Genomic DNA, 14,643 nt, shown 5'->3' with positions numbered 1-14,643 from the left:
TGTCAGAATGCACGCCGCATAGATCGAATCACGAAAGAACAGCATGACCAAGAATGAAGCCATGAAACGCATCAACGACCGCCTGGGCAAACCCACCCTGACGGACAAGAACACGCACTTTGCCAGCGTCGCCAGCTATGGCACGGACGAAGGTTGGTGGCTGAAGATCCCCTTCCTGACGTTCAAGCAGGAATTGCACTTCATCCTCAACAATGAAAAAACGAAAAGCTTCCAGCACCTGAAGATCGGCGCCAACCAGATCCTCAGCCCCGGCATGAAGTTCCGCAGCACAGGCGGCGCGGCCGACGCCTTCATGTCTGCCTCGGCGCCGAAACGCCTGGTCGACTTGCTCGACGGCGGCAGCAAGTACAACTTCACCAAGCATTTTATTAATGACTACCGCTACTGATGCGCAGCCGTGCTGCCGCCGCCCGGCGGCAGTTGCGGCGGCAGCCACACCCTGAGCAAATGCTGGGCGATGTCGAGCGCGTCGTCGCGGCTGGTGCCGAAATGCAGGGGATAGCCCCAGAACTTGCCAAATAAGACGGCAAAGGCCTTGCCGGCCAGGCGCTTGGCGGCGTTCGGTTCGATCAGCACCATGCCCTGGATATACGCGCGGATGGCGGCCTTGTTCTGCTTCATCCACAGCGATGCGCGCTTGCGCTCCGCCTGCGGGTGTTCATGCCCGTCCTCGTCAAAACCTTCCTCGCTGAGGATGACAAACGCCTGCCGGCGCGCCAGCAGCGCGTCGAACTGGGCAAACAGCACATCGGCCTGGGTATCTGCCGCGCCGTCGCGGCGCATCCAGACGAGGGGGAATGTGGAAAAATCGAGTTGCATGGGATGACTCCTTCAAGGGGGTTGCCGTTCCTCCTCACCTTCATCAGAACACTGGCGGCGGCGGTTGCCGTGGAAGCGGGGCTGCGGATGCCCATACGATAGCGTTGGCAGTGCTGCGCGTCATTGCATAAAATAGCCACAATATTATTCAATCCAGCCAAAGTCTTCCCATGCCCCATCCCCTCCTGCCCAACATGCTGACGGCCCGCCTGGGCCTGGACGACGACGCCTCCATCCTCGATTTCGATGTCGATGGTGTGCTGCGTCCCTTGCTGGCCGTGGGCCTGGCCAGCGTGCCCGAGGATGCGGAACAGGCGCCGCACCAGCACCGCAAGGGACAGTTGCTGTATGCCACGCGGGGTGTGATTCATTGCGAGGTGGAAAGCGGCGTGTGGATCGTGCCGCCCCAGTGCGCCGTGTGGATACCGGGCGGCCTGATGCACGCGGCGCAGGGCGTGGGCGAGGCGCAATGTTATTGCCTGTTTGTCGAGCCAAGCATGGCGCCGGCCTTGCCCGCCGTCTGCTGCACCGTGGCCGTCTCGCCATTGCTGCGCGAACTGATCGCCAAGGCGGCCGGTTTTCCCACCCTGGCCGCGCTGCAGGGCGCGCAGGAACGCCTGGTGCTCACCCTGCTCGATGAACTGGCGGCCGCTCCCGTGGAAGACTTGCATTTGCCGATGCCGCGCGATGCGCGGCTGCGCCGCCTGGCCGCCCTGCTGCTGGCCCAGCCTGCCGATAAACGCACGCTGGCCGAGTGGGCCAGCCGCATCGGCATGAGCGAGCGCAGCATGACCCGGCAATCCCTGGAGGAAATGGGCATGAGCGTGGGCCGCTGGCGCCGGCAATTGCACGTCATCCTGACCTTGCAACGGCTGGCGCAAGGGCACAGCGTGAAAGCGGTGGCGCTGGAACTCGGCTATGAAAATACCAGCGGTTTTGTCACCATGTTCCGCAAGGCGGTGGGCAAGCCGCCGGCCCGCTACCTGGCGGAACGGGAATCCAGGAAAATATAAAAACGCATAAAAAAAGGCGGCATATGCCGCCTTCGTCTTGCATCATCGTTTAAATCATCATACTTCGCGCGCCAGCGCCAGGAACTCCGTACGCAGCGCCAGGTTCGGCTGCATCTCGCCCAGCATGGCCGAGGTGATGGTTTCTTCGCCCGGCGTGCGGATGCCGCGGCTTTCCATGCACAGGTGGCGGCAGCGTACGACCACGCCCACCGATTTCGGTTCCAGCACTTCCATCAAGGCATTGGCGATCTGCATCGTCATGCGTTCCTGCACTTGCAGGCGCTTGGAGAAGCAATCGACGAGGCGCGTCAGTTTCGACAGGCCGACGATCTTGCCATTGGGCACGTAGCCGATGGTAGCCTTGCCGAAGAACGGCGCCAGATGGTGTTCGCAATGGCTGTAGACGGGGATGCCGCGCACGACGATCAGCTCGTTGTACTGTTCCGCGCCATCCTCAAAGGCTTTCAACAAATCGACCGGATCCTGGCCATAGCCGGAGGTCCAATGTTTCCAGGCTTTTGCCACGCGCGCCGGCGTTTCCAGCAAGCCAGGACGCTGCGGATCTTCACCAAAGCTGCTGATGAGCCGGCGCCAGTCGTTTTCGGAGAATTCTTGAGACATGCTAAACCACCCTAAAATTTGCAATTGCCGCCAGTATATAGAAAATGCGGCAAGCTGCCTGAGCAGCCCCCGCTTTACGGCACTGCCGGCGGGCGGTGCGCCTGCACCAGCAGCGCGGAAATCGACACGCTGGAACTCGCTTCCGGCCACGCATCGCCGGGGCCGAACCAGCGCGCCTCGACGATCTCGTTCTCGTCGAGGCGGATCTCGCCATCGAGGTAATCGGCCGTAAACGCGATCATCAGCGAATGGGGAAACGGCCAGGATTGGCTCATGAAGTACTGCAGGTTATGCACGCGCAAGCCTACCTCTTCCATCACTTCGCGGTGCACGGCTTCCTCGATCGATTCGCCCGCTTCCAGGAAACCGGCCAGGGGACTGAAACGCTGCGATGGCGAATGCTTGTGCATGGCCAGCAGCACTTGCTCGCCCTTGCGGATGAGTACCATCATGGCGGGCGAAATGCGCGGATACGCGAGCATGCCGCAGGCGGCGCAGGTGAAACAGCGTTCGCCGCGCGTGCGCTGCATGGGCGTGGCGCACACGCCGCAATGACGGTGCGTGCGCGCCCACTCGGCCAGCTGCGCGGCGCGGCTGGCCAGGCCCAGGAAAGCATCGTCGACGGCATGGAACAGCGAGCGCATGCCGTGCCAGGCCAGGGGGGCATCGGCGGGCAAGGCATCGTCATCCGTCCAGACGGTCTGGCAATAGCGGCCCTGCCACAAGCCCACGGGCTGGGCGCGGCTCAGGTCGATATCGAGCGCGGCCGCCTCGGCGGCAGTGGGCAGGGTCAGCTCGGGCGTGCGCAACAATAAACGCCCGCGGTGAAAGACGAAGGTGAGCGTGTCGGCTGCCGCCGGGGCCGGTTCGGGAGGATCGATCAGGGGGACGAAGGCATCGGGTGTCTGCAGCATGCTTGGCGGAAATTTGTAAAGGTTGCTCATCATACTCCCGCTGCCGGACGCCTGCGCGCGTAGCAGCGGCCATGCAGCAAAGCAAGCATTCATGGGCCATGACAGTGTTTTTTTTGCGGCACGCCCAATCCGTTGCGTAAACGAGACTGATAACGATTCTCATTTACGAATGAGTGCCCAATAATTACAATGTCTGCCTACCCGTCCATCGCCAGCCACTTGCCCGCTTGCCACAGCACAGCGTCGCGCAGCCAGCCAGGAACCACTACCCTGACCTTATCGAGAGAGCAAGATGGCAATCAAGAGCCGCAAACACGTCCAATCCCGTTTCAACCAGCACATCGGCGCCGCCCTGGCCGTGATGCTGCTGCCCGTTGCCGCCCAGGCCGCCGATCCGGCCGGTCAGAGCGCGCCTGCATCGCAGCAAACCCTGAACGAAGTCAAGGTCATTGGTTCCAAGGAAAATGATTTCAAGGCCGAAAAAGCCTCGTCGCCGAAATACACGGAGGAGCTGGTCAACACGCCGCAAACCATCGTCGTGATCAAGAAGGAATTGATCGAACAGCAAGGCGCGCTGACCCTGACGGATGCGCTGCGCAACACGCCGGGCGTGGGCACTTTCTTCCTCGGTGAAAACGGCAACACGAACACGGGCGACGCCGTCTACATGCGCGGTTTCGATTCGTCCGGCAGCATCTATGTCGATGGCGTGCGCGACGTGGGTTCCATTTCGCGCGACGTCTTCAACATCGAACAGATCGACGTCTTGAAGGGCCCGGCGGGCACCGACAGCGGCCGCGGCTCGCCGACCGGCTCGATCAATCTGGTCAGCAAGACGGCCACCATGGAAAACAAATTCAATTCGCTGCTGACGGCGGGCAGCGGCAAGCAGAAACGCGCCACGGCCGACTGGAACCGCATCCTCGACAGCGATACGGGCACGGCCTTGCGCCTGAACCTGATGACGCAGGACAGCGGCAATCCGGCACGCGATGAAGTCAAGAACAAGCGCTGGGCCTTCGCGCCCACCGTCACCTTCGGCATCGGTAAACCAACGCGCATCACGGCCAGCTACCTGCACGTGGATCAAAACAACGTGCCCGACGGCGGCGTGCCGACCATCGGCTTGCCGGGCTACTCGACACCGGACGTTCCAACGAAGGATCAACCGGTCATCCGCAGCTTCCTGAACAGCGCCGCCAGGGTCGATCCGAAGAATTTCTACGGTTCTACCTCGGACTACGACAAGATCAAGGCCGACATGGGCACCTTGCGCATCGACCATGATTTCTCGCCCAACGTGCAAATCCAGAACACCACGCGCTACGGCAAGACCCAGCAGGACTACCTGCTGACGGCCTTCATGGGCAGCATGGGCAACCTGAAGACACCGGTCACCACCGATCCGTCGACCTGGACCCTGGCGCGCTCGCTGCGCACCGTGAAGGACCAGGAAAACACGATCCTGACCAACCAGACCGTGGTCAGCGCGCAATTCGACACGGGCGTGCTGAAGCACTCCGTGGTGGCCGGCGCCGAGTTCACCAGCGAAAAACAGACCAACTACAGCTATGTGCCCGCCAGCCTGGGCACCTTGCCGGCAGCGAACCTGTACAAGCCGAATCCGCGCGACACCGTCACCGGCCACAACCCTGTGCGCAGCGGCGCCTTCACCGAAGGCGAAGTCAACACGCAAAGCCTGTATATGTTCGATACCATCAAGTTCGGCGACAAGTGGCTCTTCAACGGCGGCGTGCGCTTCGACCATTTCAACACCACGTATGACGCCGTCGCCCTGCAAGGGGCCGTGACTGCGCCTGCGGTACAGCCATTGCCAGTGGGCACGCCAATTCCCACCCACCTGACCCTGAGCGACACCCTGGCCAACGGCAAGATCTCGGCCATGTACAAGCCGACGCCGGACAGCAGCGTGTACGCCTTGCTGGCCACGTCGAAAGCACCGCCAGGCACCAATTTTGCCCTGAGCACCGCCGCCAGCAGCGCGCAAAACCTGAACTATGACCCACAGGAAACCATCACCAAGGAAATCGGCACCAAGTGGGACTTCCTGAAGCAAAAACTGTCGCTGTCGGCCGCCGTCTACCAGACCACCGTCAAGAATGAAGTGGAGCAAGATCCCGTCATCTCGACCATTTATTACCAGACCGGCAAGAAACGCGTGCAAGGCCTGGAACTGGGCGTGGTGGGCGAAATCATGCCGAACTGGCTGGTCAGCGCCGGCTACACCCGCATGAATACCAAGGTCGAGTCGAACAAGGTCTTCACGGCCAGCGGCGACAAGAACCTCACCTACACGCCAAAACAGGCGTTCACCAGCTGGACTTCGTACACCCTGCCATTCGGCCTGAAGATCGGCGGCGGCGCGCGTTACGTGGGTGAAATGCTGCGCGGCACCGACGGCGCCGTCGGCACGCCGGCCCGCGTGGATGCCTATTGGGTCTTCGACGCCATGGCAACCTACACCGTCAACAAAAACCTCGACGTGCAGTTGAACGCCTACAACCTGGCCGACAAGACCTATGTGGCGGCCATCAACAAATCCGGCTTCCGCTACACCCCGGGCCAGCCACGTTCGTTCAGTCTGACGGCGAATATCAAGTTCTAACGTCAAGAGAACACGCATTGCGTCACATCAAGCCCCTCTTCGGAGGGGCTTTTTTATTGCCCTGCCAATCTTGTCTTTTTGACGCGCCGCCGCCCTGCCGCGACTAGCGTATGAAAAGTCATACAGCGATATCCCTCCGCGTCCAATATTTCGCGCAAGCACGCCAAGTTGCGACATCTAAACAACAAAAAAGCTTCCTTAAATCAACAACTTAAGAAGTTAGGTTCCAAATTCCCATTTCAGGCATATCCTTTGCTATGTACAGGTTTTGCTGCAAATAATCGCTGGCACGCAAGGGCTTGTTTTTGAGAAATATTGACTCCAAGCTTGAGTTGCTCGCTATCAATAATCCGCTCACAGCGGCGTTTCACCGGAGGAGTCAAAATGAAAAAGAAACGGCCATTAACCCTGTACATCCTGATTGCCATGATCCTCGGCATTGCCGTGGGCTATGGATGCAACACCGCTTTCCCTGATGCCAAGCTCAGCGCTCAAATCGCTGGCAATATTTCCATCGTCACCGACGTCTTCCTGCGCCTGATCAAGATGATCATTGCGCTGCTGGTGTTCTCCACCCTGACCGTCGGTATCGCCCACATGGGCGACGGCAAGACGGCGGGCCGCATCGGCCTGAAAGCCATGTGCTGGTTCGTGGTGGCCTCGCTGGTGTCGCTGGCGCTGGGCATGGTGCTATCGAACCTGATGCAGCTGGGAACCAACCTCGGTTTGCCATTGCCGGACATCCACGCGTCGACCAATCTGAAAACGGCCGCCTTCACCTTGAAAGATTTCTTCACGCACCTGGTGCCGAAGTCGCCGATCGAGGCCATGGCCAACAATGAAATCCTGCAAGTACTGGTATTCTCGATCTTCTTCGGCGGCGCACTGGCCGGCCTGGGCGAATCGGGCAAGACCCTGACGGCCGTCGTCGACCAGCTGGCGCAAGTCATGCTGCGCATCACCGGCACCATCATGAACCTGGCCCCGCTGGCCGTGTTCGCCGCGATGGCTTCCGTCATCACCACCCACGGCCTGGGCGTGCTGGTCACGTTTGCCAAGTTCATGGGCGGTTTCTACGTAGGCCTGCTGTGCCTGTGGGCCCTGCTGATCGGCGCCGGTTTCGTGGTCATCGGCCCGCGCATCTTCAAACTGGTCGGCCTGATCCGCGAACCGTTCCTGTTGGCATTCTCGACGGCCAGCTCGGAAGCGGCCTATCCAAAACTGCTGACGGCGCTCGACCAGTTCGGCGTGGACCGCAAGATTTCCAGTTTTGTGTTGCCAATGGGCTACTCCTTCAACCTCGACGGTTCGATGATGTACTGCACCTTTGCCGTGCTGTTCATTGCGCAAGCCTACGGCATCGACCTGTCGATCGGCACCCAGATCACCATGCTGCTGCTGCTGATGCTGACCTCGAAAGGCATGGCCGGCGTGCCGCGCGCCTCGCTGGTGGTGATTGCCGCTACCCTGAACCAGTTCAATATTCCGGAAGCGGGCTTGCTGCTGCTGATGGGCGTCGACCAATTCCTCGACATGGGCCGTTCGGCCACCAACGCGGTCGGCAATGCCGTCGCCACGGCCGTCGTCGCCAAGTGGGAAGGTGGCCTGGCCACCGAGGAAGAAGCCGCCGCAGCCAACGCGGCCAGCCTGAACACGGAAAGCCATTGGGGCGAAGCGGATCACGCTAGCAAAGCCTGATAGCGCCATGGCCCGCCACAAGCGGGCCATTTATTTGTTGTCGATGTTGAGTAACAAGCAGTCAGGTAGTGCGATCAGTAGTCATTCCAACTTATTAGAGAGATTTTCATGAAAAAAGTCCTGTTTACCCTGCTGACCCTCGGCGCAGCCTCCACCGGCGCCATGGCCCAATCGAGCGTGACCATCTACGGCGTGGCTGACGCCGGCCTGGTGTTCGACAAGGATGCGGCTGGAGACCGCCTGAACCGCGTTGCATCCGGCGTCGCTTCCGGCTCGCGCATCGGCTTCAAGGGCAAGGAAGACCTGGGCGGCGGCCTGGCCGCTACCTTCGTGCTGGAAAGCGGTTTCAATATCGACACCGGCACCTCGGGCCAGGGCGGCCTGCTGTTCGGCCGCCAGGCATATGTCGGCCTGACCGGCAGCGCCGGCGCCGTCACCTTGGGCCGCCAATATTCCCCGTACTACCTGGCCCTGCGCGACGTGGCCGATCCGTTCGTCATCGGCCTGGCCGGCACGGCATCGAACCTGATGGTGACGAATATCCGCGTCGACAACATGGTGCAATACACCACGCCGACCTATAGCCACCTGTCGGCCGACCTGGCGTATGGCTTTGGCGAAGTAGCTGGCGACAATGCGAAGAACCGCAGCATGGGCGGCGCCGTGCATTACATCGACGGTCCGCTGAACGTGACCCTGACGCACCACCGCAAGGAAAATGCGCTGGCGACCCAGCAAACGCGCAACACCCTGCTGGCCACGCGCTACGACTTTGGCGTGCTGCAAGGCAACTTCGGCTACGCCGACAACCGCGCCCTCGACAACAGCAAGAGCAACGACATCCTGCTCGGCTTCAGCGCCCCGTTCGGCGCCACCAAGCTGGTCGCGTCCTACATCCGCCACAACGACAAGAGCAACGCCAACCGTGACGCCCAGCAATGGGCCATCGGCGCCTTCTACGCCCTGTCCAAGCGCAGCGACCTGTACACCGGTTACGGCCACATCAGCAACAAGAACGGCGCCACCTTCGTCGTCGGCAATGCCACGGACAATGGCACCGGCAACAGCGGCTTTAACCTGGGCATGCGCCATACCTTCTAAGGACGTCGAGCTGTCCGTGACATAGAAGTGTGAGCCGCCGGATGCATATCCGGCGGCTTTTTCTTTTTACGCAATATTTAAATGCGATACTGTGGGTTCTTGCAAGTTGGCAGCTGATTTTATGAATAGCAGTACTACGAAACCCTCCCTTTCCTGGCGCAAGCGCCTGTCGCAACGGTCGGGCCGCGAAACGCTGGCCTGGGGCGTGGTGCTGGCCGCCTGTCTGGCCACCGTTTGGCTCGTGTATTTCTGGACCGAACGCATCGCCATCGGCAAGCTGCAGGCCAGCGGCGCGCAGCGCCTCGAGGTGTATGTCAGCAGCCTGGAAAATGCGCTGGAAAAATACGATTTCCTGCCCAAGACGCTGGAACTGAACCGCGACGTGATCCGCCTGCTGCAGCATCCGGAAGACCCGGTGCTGGTCGATACGGTCAACCATTACCTCGAGCAAATGAATGCTCAGGCGAAATCATCGACCATTTTCATCAGCAACCTCGACGGCAACACGCGGGCCGCCAGCAACTGGCAGCAGCCTGATAGTTTTATTGGCGACAATATCTCGTTCCGCCCCTACGCCCAGGACGCCCTGCGCGGCACGCCGGGCCGCTTCTATGGCGTGGGCACGACGCGGCTCGAGCCCGGTTATTTCTTTGCCCACGGCATCTACCAGAATGGCCACATGCTGGGCCTGGCAACGGTGAAGGTGAACCTGGAAAACCTGGAAAAACGCTGGGTGCAGGGCGCCGACAAGGTGATGCTGGCCGACGAGCACGGCGTGATCTTCCTCAGCTCCATGGCGGACTGGAAATACAAGACCTTGGCGCCGCTGTCGCCCGCCATCGTCGAAGAACTCAACCGCACGCGCCAGTATTATTCGAAGCAGCTGGCAGCCATCCCCTTCGTTTCCGACCGCCAGCTGGGCAATGGCGCCCGCGTGATCAGCGTGCGCGAGCAGGAACACGCCGACACGCCGCCGAAGATCAGCTCGAGCGTCATGACGCAGATCAAGCTCAAGTCCCCGCAAGGCTGGACGTTCATTTACCTGTCCGACCTGGCGCAAGCCAAGGCCAGCGCGCGCGCCGCGGCCGCCTTTTCCTGCGTGCTGCTGGGCTTTTTCATGCTGCTGTTCTTTTACCTGCGCCAGCGCCGCGCGGCCGTGGCGCAAAAATTGCGCGCCCGCGAAGACTTGCAGCATGCGTACGACAACCTGGAAGCCATGGTCGAGGAACGCACGTCGGAACTCAATGCCATGACGCAAAGCCTGAGCCAGGAAATCGACGTGCGCAGCAAGGCCGAGCAAAAACTCCACATCACGCAAAACGAACTGTTTCAAGCCGGCAAGATGGCCGTGCTGGGACAGATGTCCGCCAGCATCACGCATGAACTCAACCAGCCGCTGACGGCGCTGCGCACCATGTCCGACAATGCCGTCATCCTGCTGGAACGGGGACGGCTCGACGACGCGCGGCGCAACCTGGCGAAGATCTCGCAAATTGCGGCCAGGATGGGGACCATTACGGGTCAATTGAAGATTTTTGCGCGCAAGTCGACGACCAGCCTGACGTCCGTCTCGATCCCCACGGCGATCAGCAACGCCCTGTTCCTCGTCGAACGCCGGCTGCAGGTGGAAAATGTGCGTTTTACTTTGCAACTGCCGCCCGAAGACATCTTCGCCATGTGCGAAAGCAACCGCCTGGAACAGGTGCTGGTGAACCTGTACGCCAACGCGCTCGACGCCATGAATGGCAGCGACGTGCGCAGCCTGCGCGTGGCCGTCGAATGCACGCAGGAGCACGTGCTGATCCACGTGGCCGACACGGGACCTGGCCTGTCGACGGAAGTGTGCGAACATCTGTTCGAACCGTTCTTCACCACCAAGCCGCAAGGCCTGGGACTGGGACTGGGGCTGGCCATTTCCGAACAGATCACGCGCCAGTTCGGCGGCGTGCTGCGCGCCGAAAACGCCCCCGGCGGCGGCGCCATCTTCACCATCGAACTACAGATTGCAACGCAGGAGGAAAAACATGTTTGACGGCTTGAAGGTCTTGCTGGTCGAGGACGACCCCACCGTACGCGAAGGCAGCGAGCAGGCCCTGCAGCTGGCCGGCCTGGACGTGCTGGCGTTTCACTCGGCCGAGCTGGCCTATAAACTGCTGACGCCGGATTTCCCCGGCATCGTCGTCAGCGACGTGCGCCTGCCCGGCATGAGCGGCCTGGAATTGCTGCAGGCGGTCAAGACGCTGGACGCCAACCTGCCCGTGATCCTCGTCACGGGCCACGGCGACATCACGATGGCCGTGCACGCCATGCGCACGGGCGCCTACGATTTCATCGAAAAACCGTATTCATCCGAGCAATTGGTCGACGTCATCCTGCGCGCGCTGGAAACGCGGCGCCTGACCCTGGAAGTGCACAGCCTGCGCCGCCAGCTCGAGGACGGCGGCGGCATCGAAGCTCGCCTGCTGGGCAATTCCGTGGCGATGCGCGACATACGGCGCCTGATACTCGACGTAGCAGACGAACCGGCCGACGTGCTGATCTATGGCGACACGGGCACGGGCAAGGAAATGGTGGCGCGCTGCCTGCATGACTTCAGCCACCGCCGCAAGCACAACTTCGTCGCCGTCAACTGCGGCGCGATTCCCGAAAGCATTTTTGAAAGCGAAGTCTTCGGCCACGAACCGGGCGCGTTCACGGGCGCGGCCAAGCGGCAGGTGGGCAAAATCGAGCACGCGGATCAAGGTACTTTCTTCCTCGACGAAATCGAATCGCTGCCCCTGTCCCTGCAAGTCAAATTGCTGCGCGTGTTGCAGGAACGCTATATCGAGCGCCTGGGCTCGAACGTGCCCACGCCCGTCGACGTGCGCGTCATCGCGGCGGCCAAGCTGGACCTGGAAGACTTGTCGCAGCAACAGAAATTCCGCAGCGACCTGTACTACCGCCTGAATCTGATCGTGCTGCATCTGCCGCCGCTGCGCGAACGGCGCGAGGATATTCCCATCCTGTTCGAACACTTCGTGCTGGCCGCCGCCGCCCGCTACAACCGCGCCGCGCCCGTCGTCTCCAGCGCGCAGATGCGCAACCTGATGGCCCATTCCTGGCCCGGCAATGTGCGCGAGCTGCGCAATATCGCCGACCGCTTCGTGCTGGGCATCGCCGGCGGCGCCTCGAGCTTGCTGGCGGCCGGGCTGGCCAGTCCCCTGTCGCTGGCGGAACAGGTCAACGGCTTCGAACGCGCACTGATCGAACAGGAACTGCGCGCATATTCCGGCAACGTCAGTGAAGTGAGTGCGGTGCTCGGCTTGCCGAAGCAAACCTTGTACCACAAGATGCAGAAGTACAACCTGGTAGCCGAAGAGTTCCGCTGATCAGCCGACCCGGCCCGTGCGCAAGGGCGTGACCCAGTCGGGCCGCCCGTTCGCCAGCGCCAGCCGGGCCGCCTTTTCCCAGTCATATGCCACGGCGTGCAACTGCGCCGTCCAGGCGCCATCGGCACCCTGCTCGGCGATGGCATAGCGCGCATGCGGCGTGCCGTTTTCCATCACGTGCGGATAACCATGGTCGTCGTCGTAGGCTTGCAAGCCCACGCTGCCCGGATTGACGACCAGCCGGCCATCGGGCAAGCGCACCTGGCGCGGCATGTGCGTGTGGCCGCACAGGATCAAGGCCGCGTCCGTCGTCCCCGCGCGTTCGGCCACCTCGTCCGGCGTGGCGGCGCGGCTGCCTTGCGGCGTGACGCTGTCGAGAAAATACACGAGATCGCTTTGCGGCGTGCCATGCACGAGCAGCACATCCTTGCGCAAGCGCAAGGTGGCAGGCAGCGCATTGATCCACGCGAGTTGTTCAGGCAGCAGTTGCGCGCGCGCAAAAGCGTCCGACACGCCCATGCGGGCCGGGTCGCCGAACAATTGCCGCTCGTGGTTGCCGCGGATGGTGGGCAAGTCCAGCCCCATCAGGCGCGCCGCCGTGGCGCGCGGCTGCAGATGGCCCGAGACGATATCGCCCAGGTTGACGATCATGTCCACGCCACGCAGGGCGATGTCGGCCAGCACGGCCTCGAGCGCATCGAGGTTGCCGTGAATATCGGAAATGGCGGCAATTTTCATGCGGTGTCTCCTCCTCGTACACACCATTCTGCCCGCGTTCCCCCTTGCAGGCAATGCCGGCATGTGTACCGGCTCTTACACACGGTAGGACAAATCCGACGGAAATTTGCGTCGTGCGGCTACGTGATCCAAAAGTAACAATTGCTACCATTTCCTCATTGCATTACCGCATCACGCCAGCCGCCCCGACGTCGCGGCCCGTTCACTTTATCTTGAGGAGTAGCCCCATGTTTGCCACGCCCGTTCCCGCCCGCCTGACCCCGCCACGTTTGCGCCATCTTGCCTTGCGCAGCACCATGATGCTGGGCGTGCTGGGTGTCGCCACGGCCGCCGCCACGGCGCGGGCGGAACCGTCGCCCGCGCTGGATCGCGTCAGCATCTCGGTGGGGGCGTTTTCCGCCGATCCGCGCATCAATATCGGCGCCGACACGCAGTTTGGCCGCATCGATGCGCCCGAATCGAAGCAAAGCCACACGACCATCCCCCGCATCAAGGCGGACTTGCTGATCGGCGACCGCCATGGCCTGGCATTCGACTACTACCGCTACGACAAATCCTACACGCCAAGCCTGACAGGCGACACCATCATCAATGGCCAGCCCGTCACGGGCACGGCCACGGCGAATGCCGATTTAAAACTGGACCTGGCCAAGCTGGCCTATAAATGGTGGCTGGGCAGCGGCAACGACACCTTCGGCATCGGCCTGGGCGCCGCCTACTACCACGCCAGCCTGAACGGCACGGCCACCGGCATCGTCAATGGCGAAACGGCCACGGCGCGCGATTCCATCGGCGAGCACGCGTTCGCGCCGCTGCTGGAAGTGGGCTGGCGCCACGCATTCACACCGGACTTGCGCATGTATGCGGAAGCGTCGGGCATCAAGAAAAATGGCGGACGCATCAACGGCCACATCTACGGCGGCAATATCGGCGTGGAATGGTTTCCGTTCAAAAATATCGGTTTCGTGGCCGACTACGGCATTTCGAAAATCAAGCTGCACCGCGACAGCGAACGCGATGCCGACCTGAACGTGCGCCTGACGGGGCCGTCGGCGTATGTGAAAGTACGCTTCTAAACGCGCTCAAGCCGCCGGTTTCAGCAAGGTCAGCTGGAACTGCGGCAAGGCAGGGTCGTCATACGCCTCGACCCTGGCAAACGGCAGGCGCGCAAACGCGTGACGCCAGAACGCGCAGGCAGCGGCATCGTCGCGAAACGTCGCCACCAGCCACGTCTGCGCGCTGTCCAGCAGCACCCTGCGCAGCACTTCCAGCGCCACGCCCCGGCGCCGGTATTTCTTCAGGATAAAAAAGTCGCTGAATTCCTGCACCGGCAGCTCACCCGCCATGCCAGGCTCCGTGAGGAAAAAACCGGCCAGTTCGCCATCGACCTCGATCCAGCTGGCCGTGTGGCCGGCGGCATGCACATACGACGCCAGTCCTGCGTCGCACACGTCATAGCGACCATCGGCCAGCAGCGCCTCGCCGCTCCAGGCGGAATTGTCATAGCAGTACAGTTGAAACAGCTGCGCCAATGCGCCCTCTTCGCCCGGGGCAATGGCGCGCAACGCGATGACCTTGTTTATTGCATGCATGAAGAGCTTTCCCGCACGATGGCGTCCATCCAGTCCGCGATCTTATCACCGTCACTCACCCCCGCCCTCCCGCATTTCATGCCTGCATTTCCTCCCTTGGTCGCAAAATCATTAATTTTCTTCCAATTGGTT

The 14,643-nt window shown here is 61.6% G+C and carries 13 protein-coding genes; 8 read left to right on the top strand and 5 right to left on the bottom strand.

The window, feature by feature from the left end; all coding sequences use genetic code 11:
- The first annotated feature begins 43 nt into the window (after positions 1–43).
- Complete coding sequence (locus tag O3298_RS28540) at positions 44–409, top strand: hypothetical protein (RefSeq protein WP_046683244.1); 366 nt, start codon at positions 44–46, stop codon at positions 407–409.
- Here O3298_RS28540 and O3298_RS28535 read toward each other — a convergent pair.
- Complete coding sequence (locus tag O3298_RS28535) at positions 403–840, bottom strand: hypothetical protein (protein ID WP_289914014.1); 438 nt, start codon at positions 838–840, stop codon at positions 403–405. The genes O3298_RS28540 and O3298_RS28535 overlap by 7 nt on opposite strands.
- 194 nt (positions 841–1,034) lie before the next feature.
- Between O3298_RS28535 and O3298_RS28530 the strand changes: the two genes are divergently transcribed.
- Positions 1,035–1,853: a helix-turn-helix domain-containing protein gene (locus O3298_RS28530; RefSeq protein WP_369811647.1), complete on the top strand. Its 819-nt coding sequence runs from the start codon at positions 1,035–1,037 to the stop codon at positions 1,851–1,853.
- A gap of 57 nt (positions 1,854–1,910) precedes the next feature.
- Here the strand turns inward: O3298_RS28530 and folE are convergent, their stop codons facing one another.
- Together folE and nudC are read right to left on the bottom strand one after the other, a co-directional pair.
- Positions 1,911–2,474: a GTP cyclohydrolase I FolE gene (gene folE / locus O3298_RS28525; RefSeq protein WP_099666133.1), complete on the bottom strand. Its 564-nt coding sequence runs from the start codon at positions 2,472–2,474 to the stop codon at positions 1,911–1,913.
- Between the two features lie 74 nt (positions 2,475–2,548).
- Positions 2,549–3,388, bottom strand: coding sequence for an NAD(+) diphosphatase (gene nudC, locus O3298_RS28520; protein WP_305061166.1), 840 nt, complete (start codon positions 3,386–3,388; stop codon positions 2,549–2,551).
- Between the two features lie 292 nt (positions 3,389–3,680).
- Here nudC and O3298_RS28515 point away from each other — a divergent pair, with 292 nt between their 5' ends.
- The 5 genes from O3298_RS28515 (at position 3,681) to O3298_RS28495 (ending at position 12,181) form a co-directional block, all read left to right on the top strand.
- Positions 3,681–6,014, top strand: coding sequence for a catecholate siderophore receptor Fiu (locus O3298_RS28515; RefSeq protein WP_305061133.1), 2,334 nt, complete (start codon positions 3,681–3,683; stop codon positions 6,012–6,014).
- 384 nt (positions 6,015–6,398) lie between these two features.
- On the top strand, positions 6,399–7,712 hold the full coding sequence (locus O3298_RS28510; RefSeq protein WP_077398166.1) for a dicarboxylate/amino acid:cation symporter: 1,314 nt from the start codon (positions 6,399–6,401) through the stop codon (positions 7,710–7,712).
- Between the two features lie 108 nt (positions 7,713–7,820).
- Complete coding sequence (locus O3298_RS28505) at positions 7,821–8,813, top strand: porin (protein ID WP_305061132.1); 993 nt, start codon at positions 7,821–7,823, stop codon at positions 8,811–8,813.
- Between the two features lie 121 nt (positions 8,814–8,934).
- Positions 8,935–10,845 (top strand): ATP-binding protein, encoded by a 1,911-nt coding sequence (locus O3298_RS28500; RefSeq protein WP_305061131.1) that lies wholly within the window; start codon positions 8,935–8,937, stop codon positions 10,843–10,845.
- The gene (locus tag O3298_RS28495) at positions 10,838–12,181 is read left to right on the top strand and encodes a sigma-54 dependent transcriptional regulator (protein WP_077398169.1); all 1,344 of its coding nucleotides are present in this window, start codon (positions 10,838–10,840) and stop codon (positions 12,179–12,181) included. Before O3298_RS28500 ends, O3298_RS28495 begins: the two co-directional genes overlap by 8 nt.
- On the opposite strand, the gene O3298_RS28490 is transcribed toward O3298_RS28495, so the two are convergent.
- Positions 12,182–12,919 (bottom strand): metallophosphoesterase, encoded by a 738-nt coding sequence (locus tag O3298_RS28490; RefSeq protein ID WP_251351687.1) that lies wholly within the window; start codon positions 12,917–12,919, stop codon positions 12,182–12,184. It lies immediately after the preceding gene.
- 227 nt (positions 12,920–13,146) lie between these two features.
- On the opposite strand from O3298_RS28490, the gene O3298_RS28485 reads away from it, so the two are divergent.
- The gene (locus tag O3298_RS28485) at positions 13,147–13,995 is read left to right on the top strand and encodes a hypothetical protein (protein WP_099666128.1); all 849 of its coding nucleotides are present in this window, start codon (positions 13,147–13,149) and stop codon (positions 13,993–13,995) included.
- Positions 13,996–14,001: 6 nt separating this feature from the next.
- On the opposite strand, the gene O3298_RS28480 is transcribed toward O3298_RS28485, so the two are convergent.
- Positions 14,002–14,511: a GNAT family N-acetyltransferase gene (locus tag O3298_RS28480; RefSeq protein ID WP_289914020.1), complete on the bottom strand. Its 510-nt coding sequence runs from the start codon at positions 14,509–14,511 to the stop codon at positions 14,002–14,004.
- Positions 14,512–14,643: the final 132 nt, after the last annotated feature.

Source organism: Janthinobacterium sp. SUN137, from assembly GCF_030587265.1.
GTDB classification, from domain to species: Bacteria; Pseudomonadota; Gammaproteobacteria; order Burkholderiales; family Burkholderiaceae_D; genus Janthinobacterium; species Janthinobacterium kumbetense.
The sequence above is the reverse complement of the archived record's forward strand: the minus strand, read 5'-3'. Positions and strand labels throughout refer to the sequence as shown.

What these genes read in the sequence shown, in the direction of transcription:
- O3298_RS28515 (WP_305061133.1), top strand. Translation starts at nt 3,681, where the DNA reads ATGGCAATCAAGAGCCGCAAACACGTCCAATCCCGTTTCAACCAGCAC.
- O3298_RS28490 (WP_251351687.1), bottom strand. Translation starts at nt 12,919, where the DNA reads ATGAAAATTGCCGCCATTTCCGATATTCACGGCAACCTCGATGCGCTC.
- O3298_RS28500 (WP_305061131.1), top strand. Translation starts at nt 8,935, where the DNA reads ATGAATAGCAGTACTACGAAACCCTCCCTTTCCTGGCGCAAGCGCCTG.
- O3298_RS28530 (WP_369811647.1), top strand. Translation starts at nt 1,035, where the DNA reads ATGCTGACGGCCCGCCTGGGCCTGGACGACGACGCCTCCATCCTCGAT.
- O3298_RS28485 (WP_099666128.1), top strand. Translation starts at nt 13,147, where the DNA reads ATGTTTGCCACGCCCGTTCCCGCCCGCCTGACCCCGCCACGTTTGCGC.
- O3298_RS28540 (WP_046683244.1), top strand. Translation starts at nt 44, where the DNA reads ATGACCAAGAATGAAGCCATGAAACGCATCAACGACCGCCTGGGCAAA.
- O3298_RS28510 (WP_077398166.1), top strand. Translation starts at nt 6,399, where the DNA reads ATGAAAAAGAAACGGCCATTAACCCTGTACATCCTGATTGCCATGATC.
- O3298_RS28505 (WP_305061132.1), top strand. Translation starts at nt 7,821, where the DNA reads ATGAAAAAAGTCCTGTTTACCCTGCTGACCCTCGGCGCAGCCTCCACC.
- O3298_RS28480 (WP_289914020.1), bottom strand. Translation starts at nt 14,511, where the DNA reads ATGCATGCAATAAACAAGGTCATCGCGTTGCGCGCCATTGCCCCGGGC.
- folE (WP_099666133.1), bottom strand. Translation starts at nt 2,474, where the DNA reads ATGTCTCAAGAATTCTCCGAAAACGACTGGCGCCGGCTCATCAGCAGC.
- O3298_RS28535 (WP_289914014.1), bottom strand. Translation starts at nt 840, where the DNA reads ATGCAACTCGATTTTTCCACATTCCCCCTCGTCTGGATGCGCCGCGAC.
- nudC (WP_305061166.1), bottom strand. Translation starts at nt 3,388, where the DNA reads ATGCTGCAGACACCCGATGCCTTCGTCCCCCTGATCGATCCTCCCGAA.
- O3298_RS28495 (WP_077398169.1), top strand. Translation starts at nt 10,838, where the DNA reads ATGTTTGACGGCTTGAAGGTCTTGCTGGTCGAGGACGACCCCACCGTA.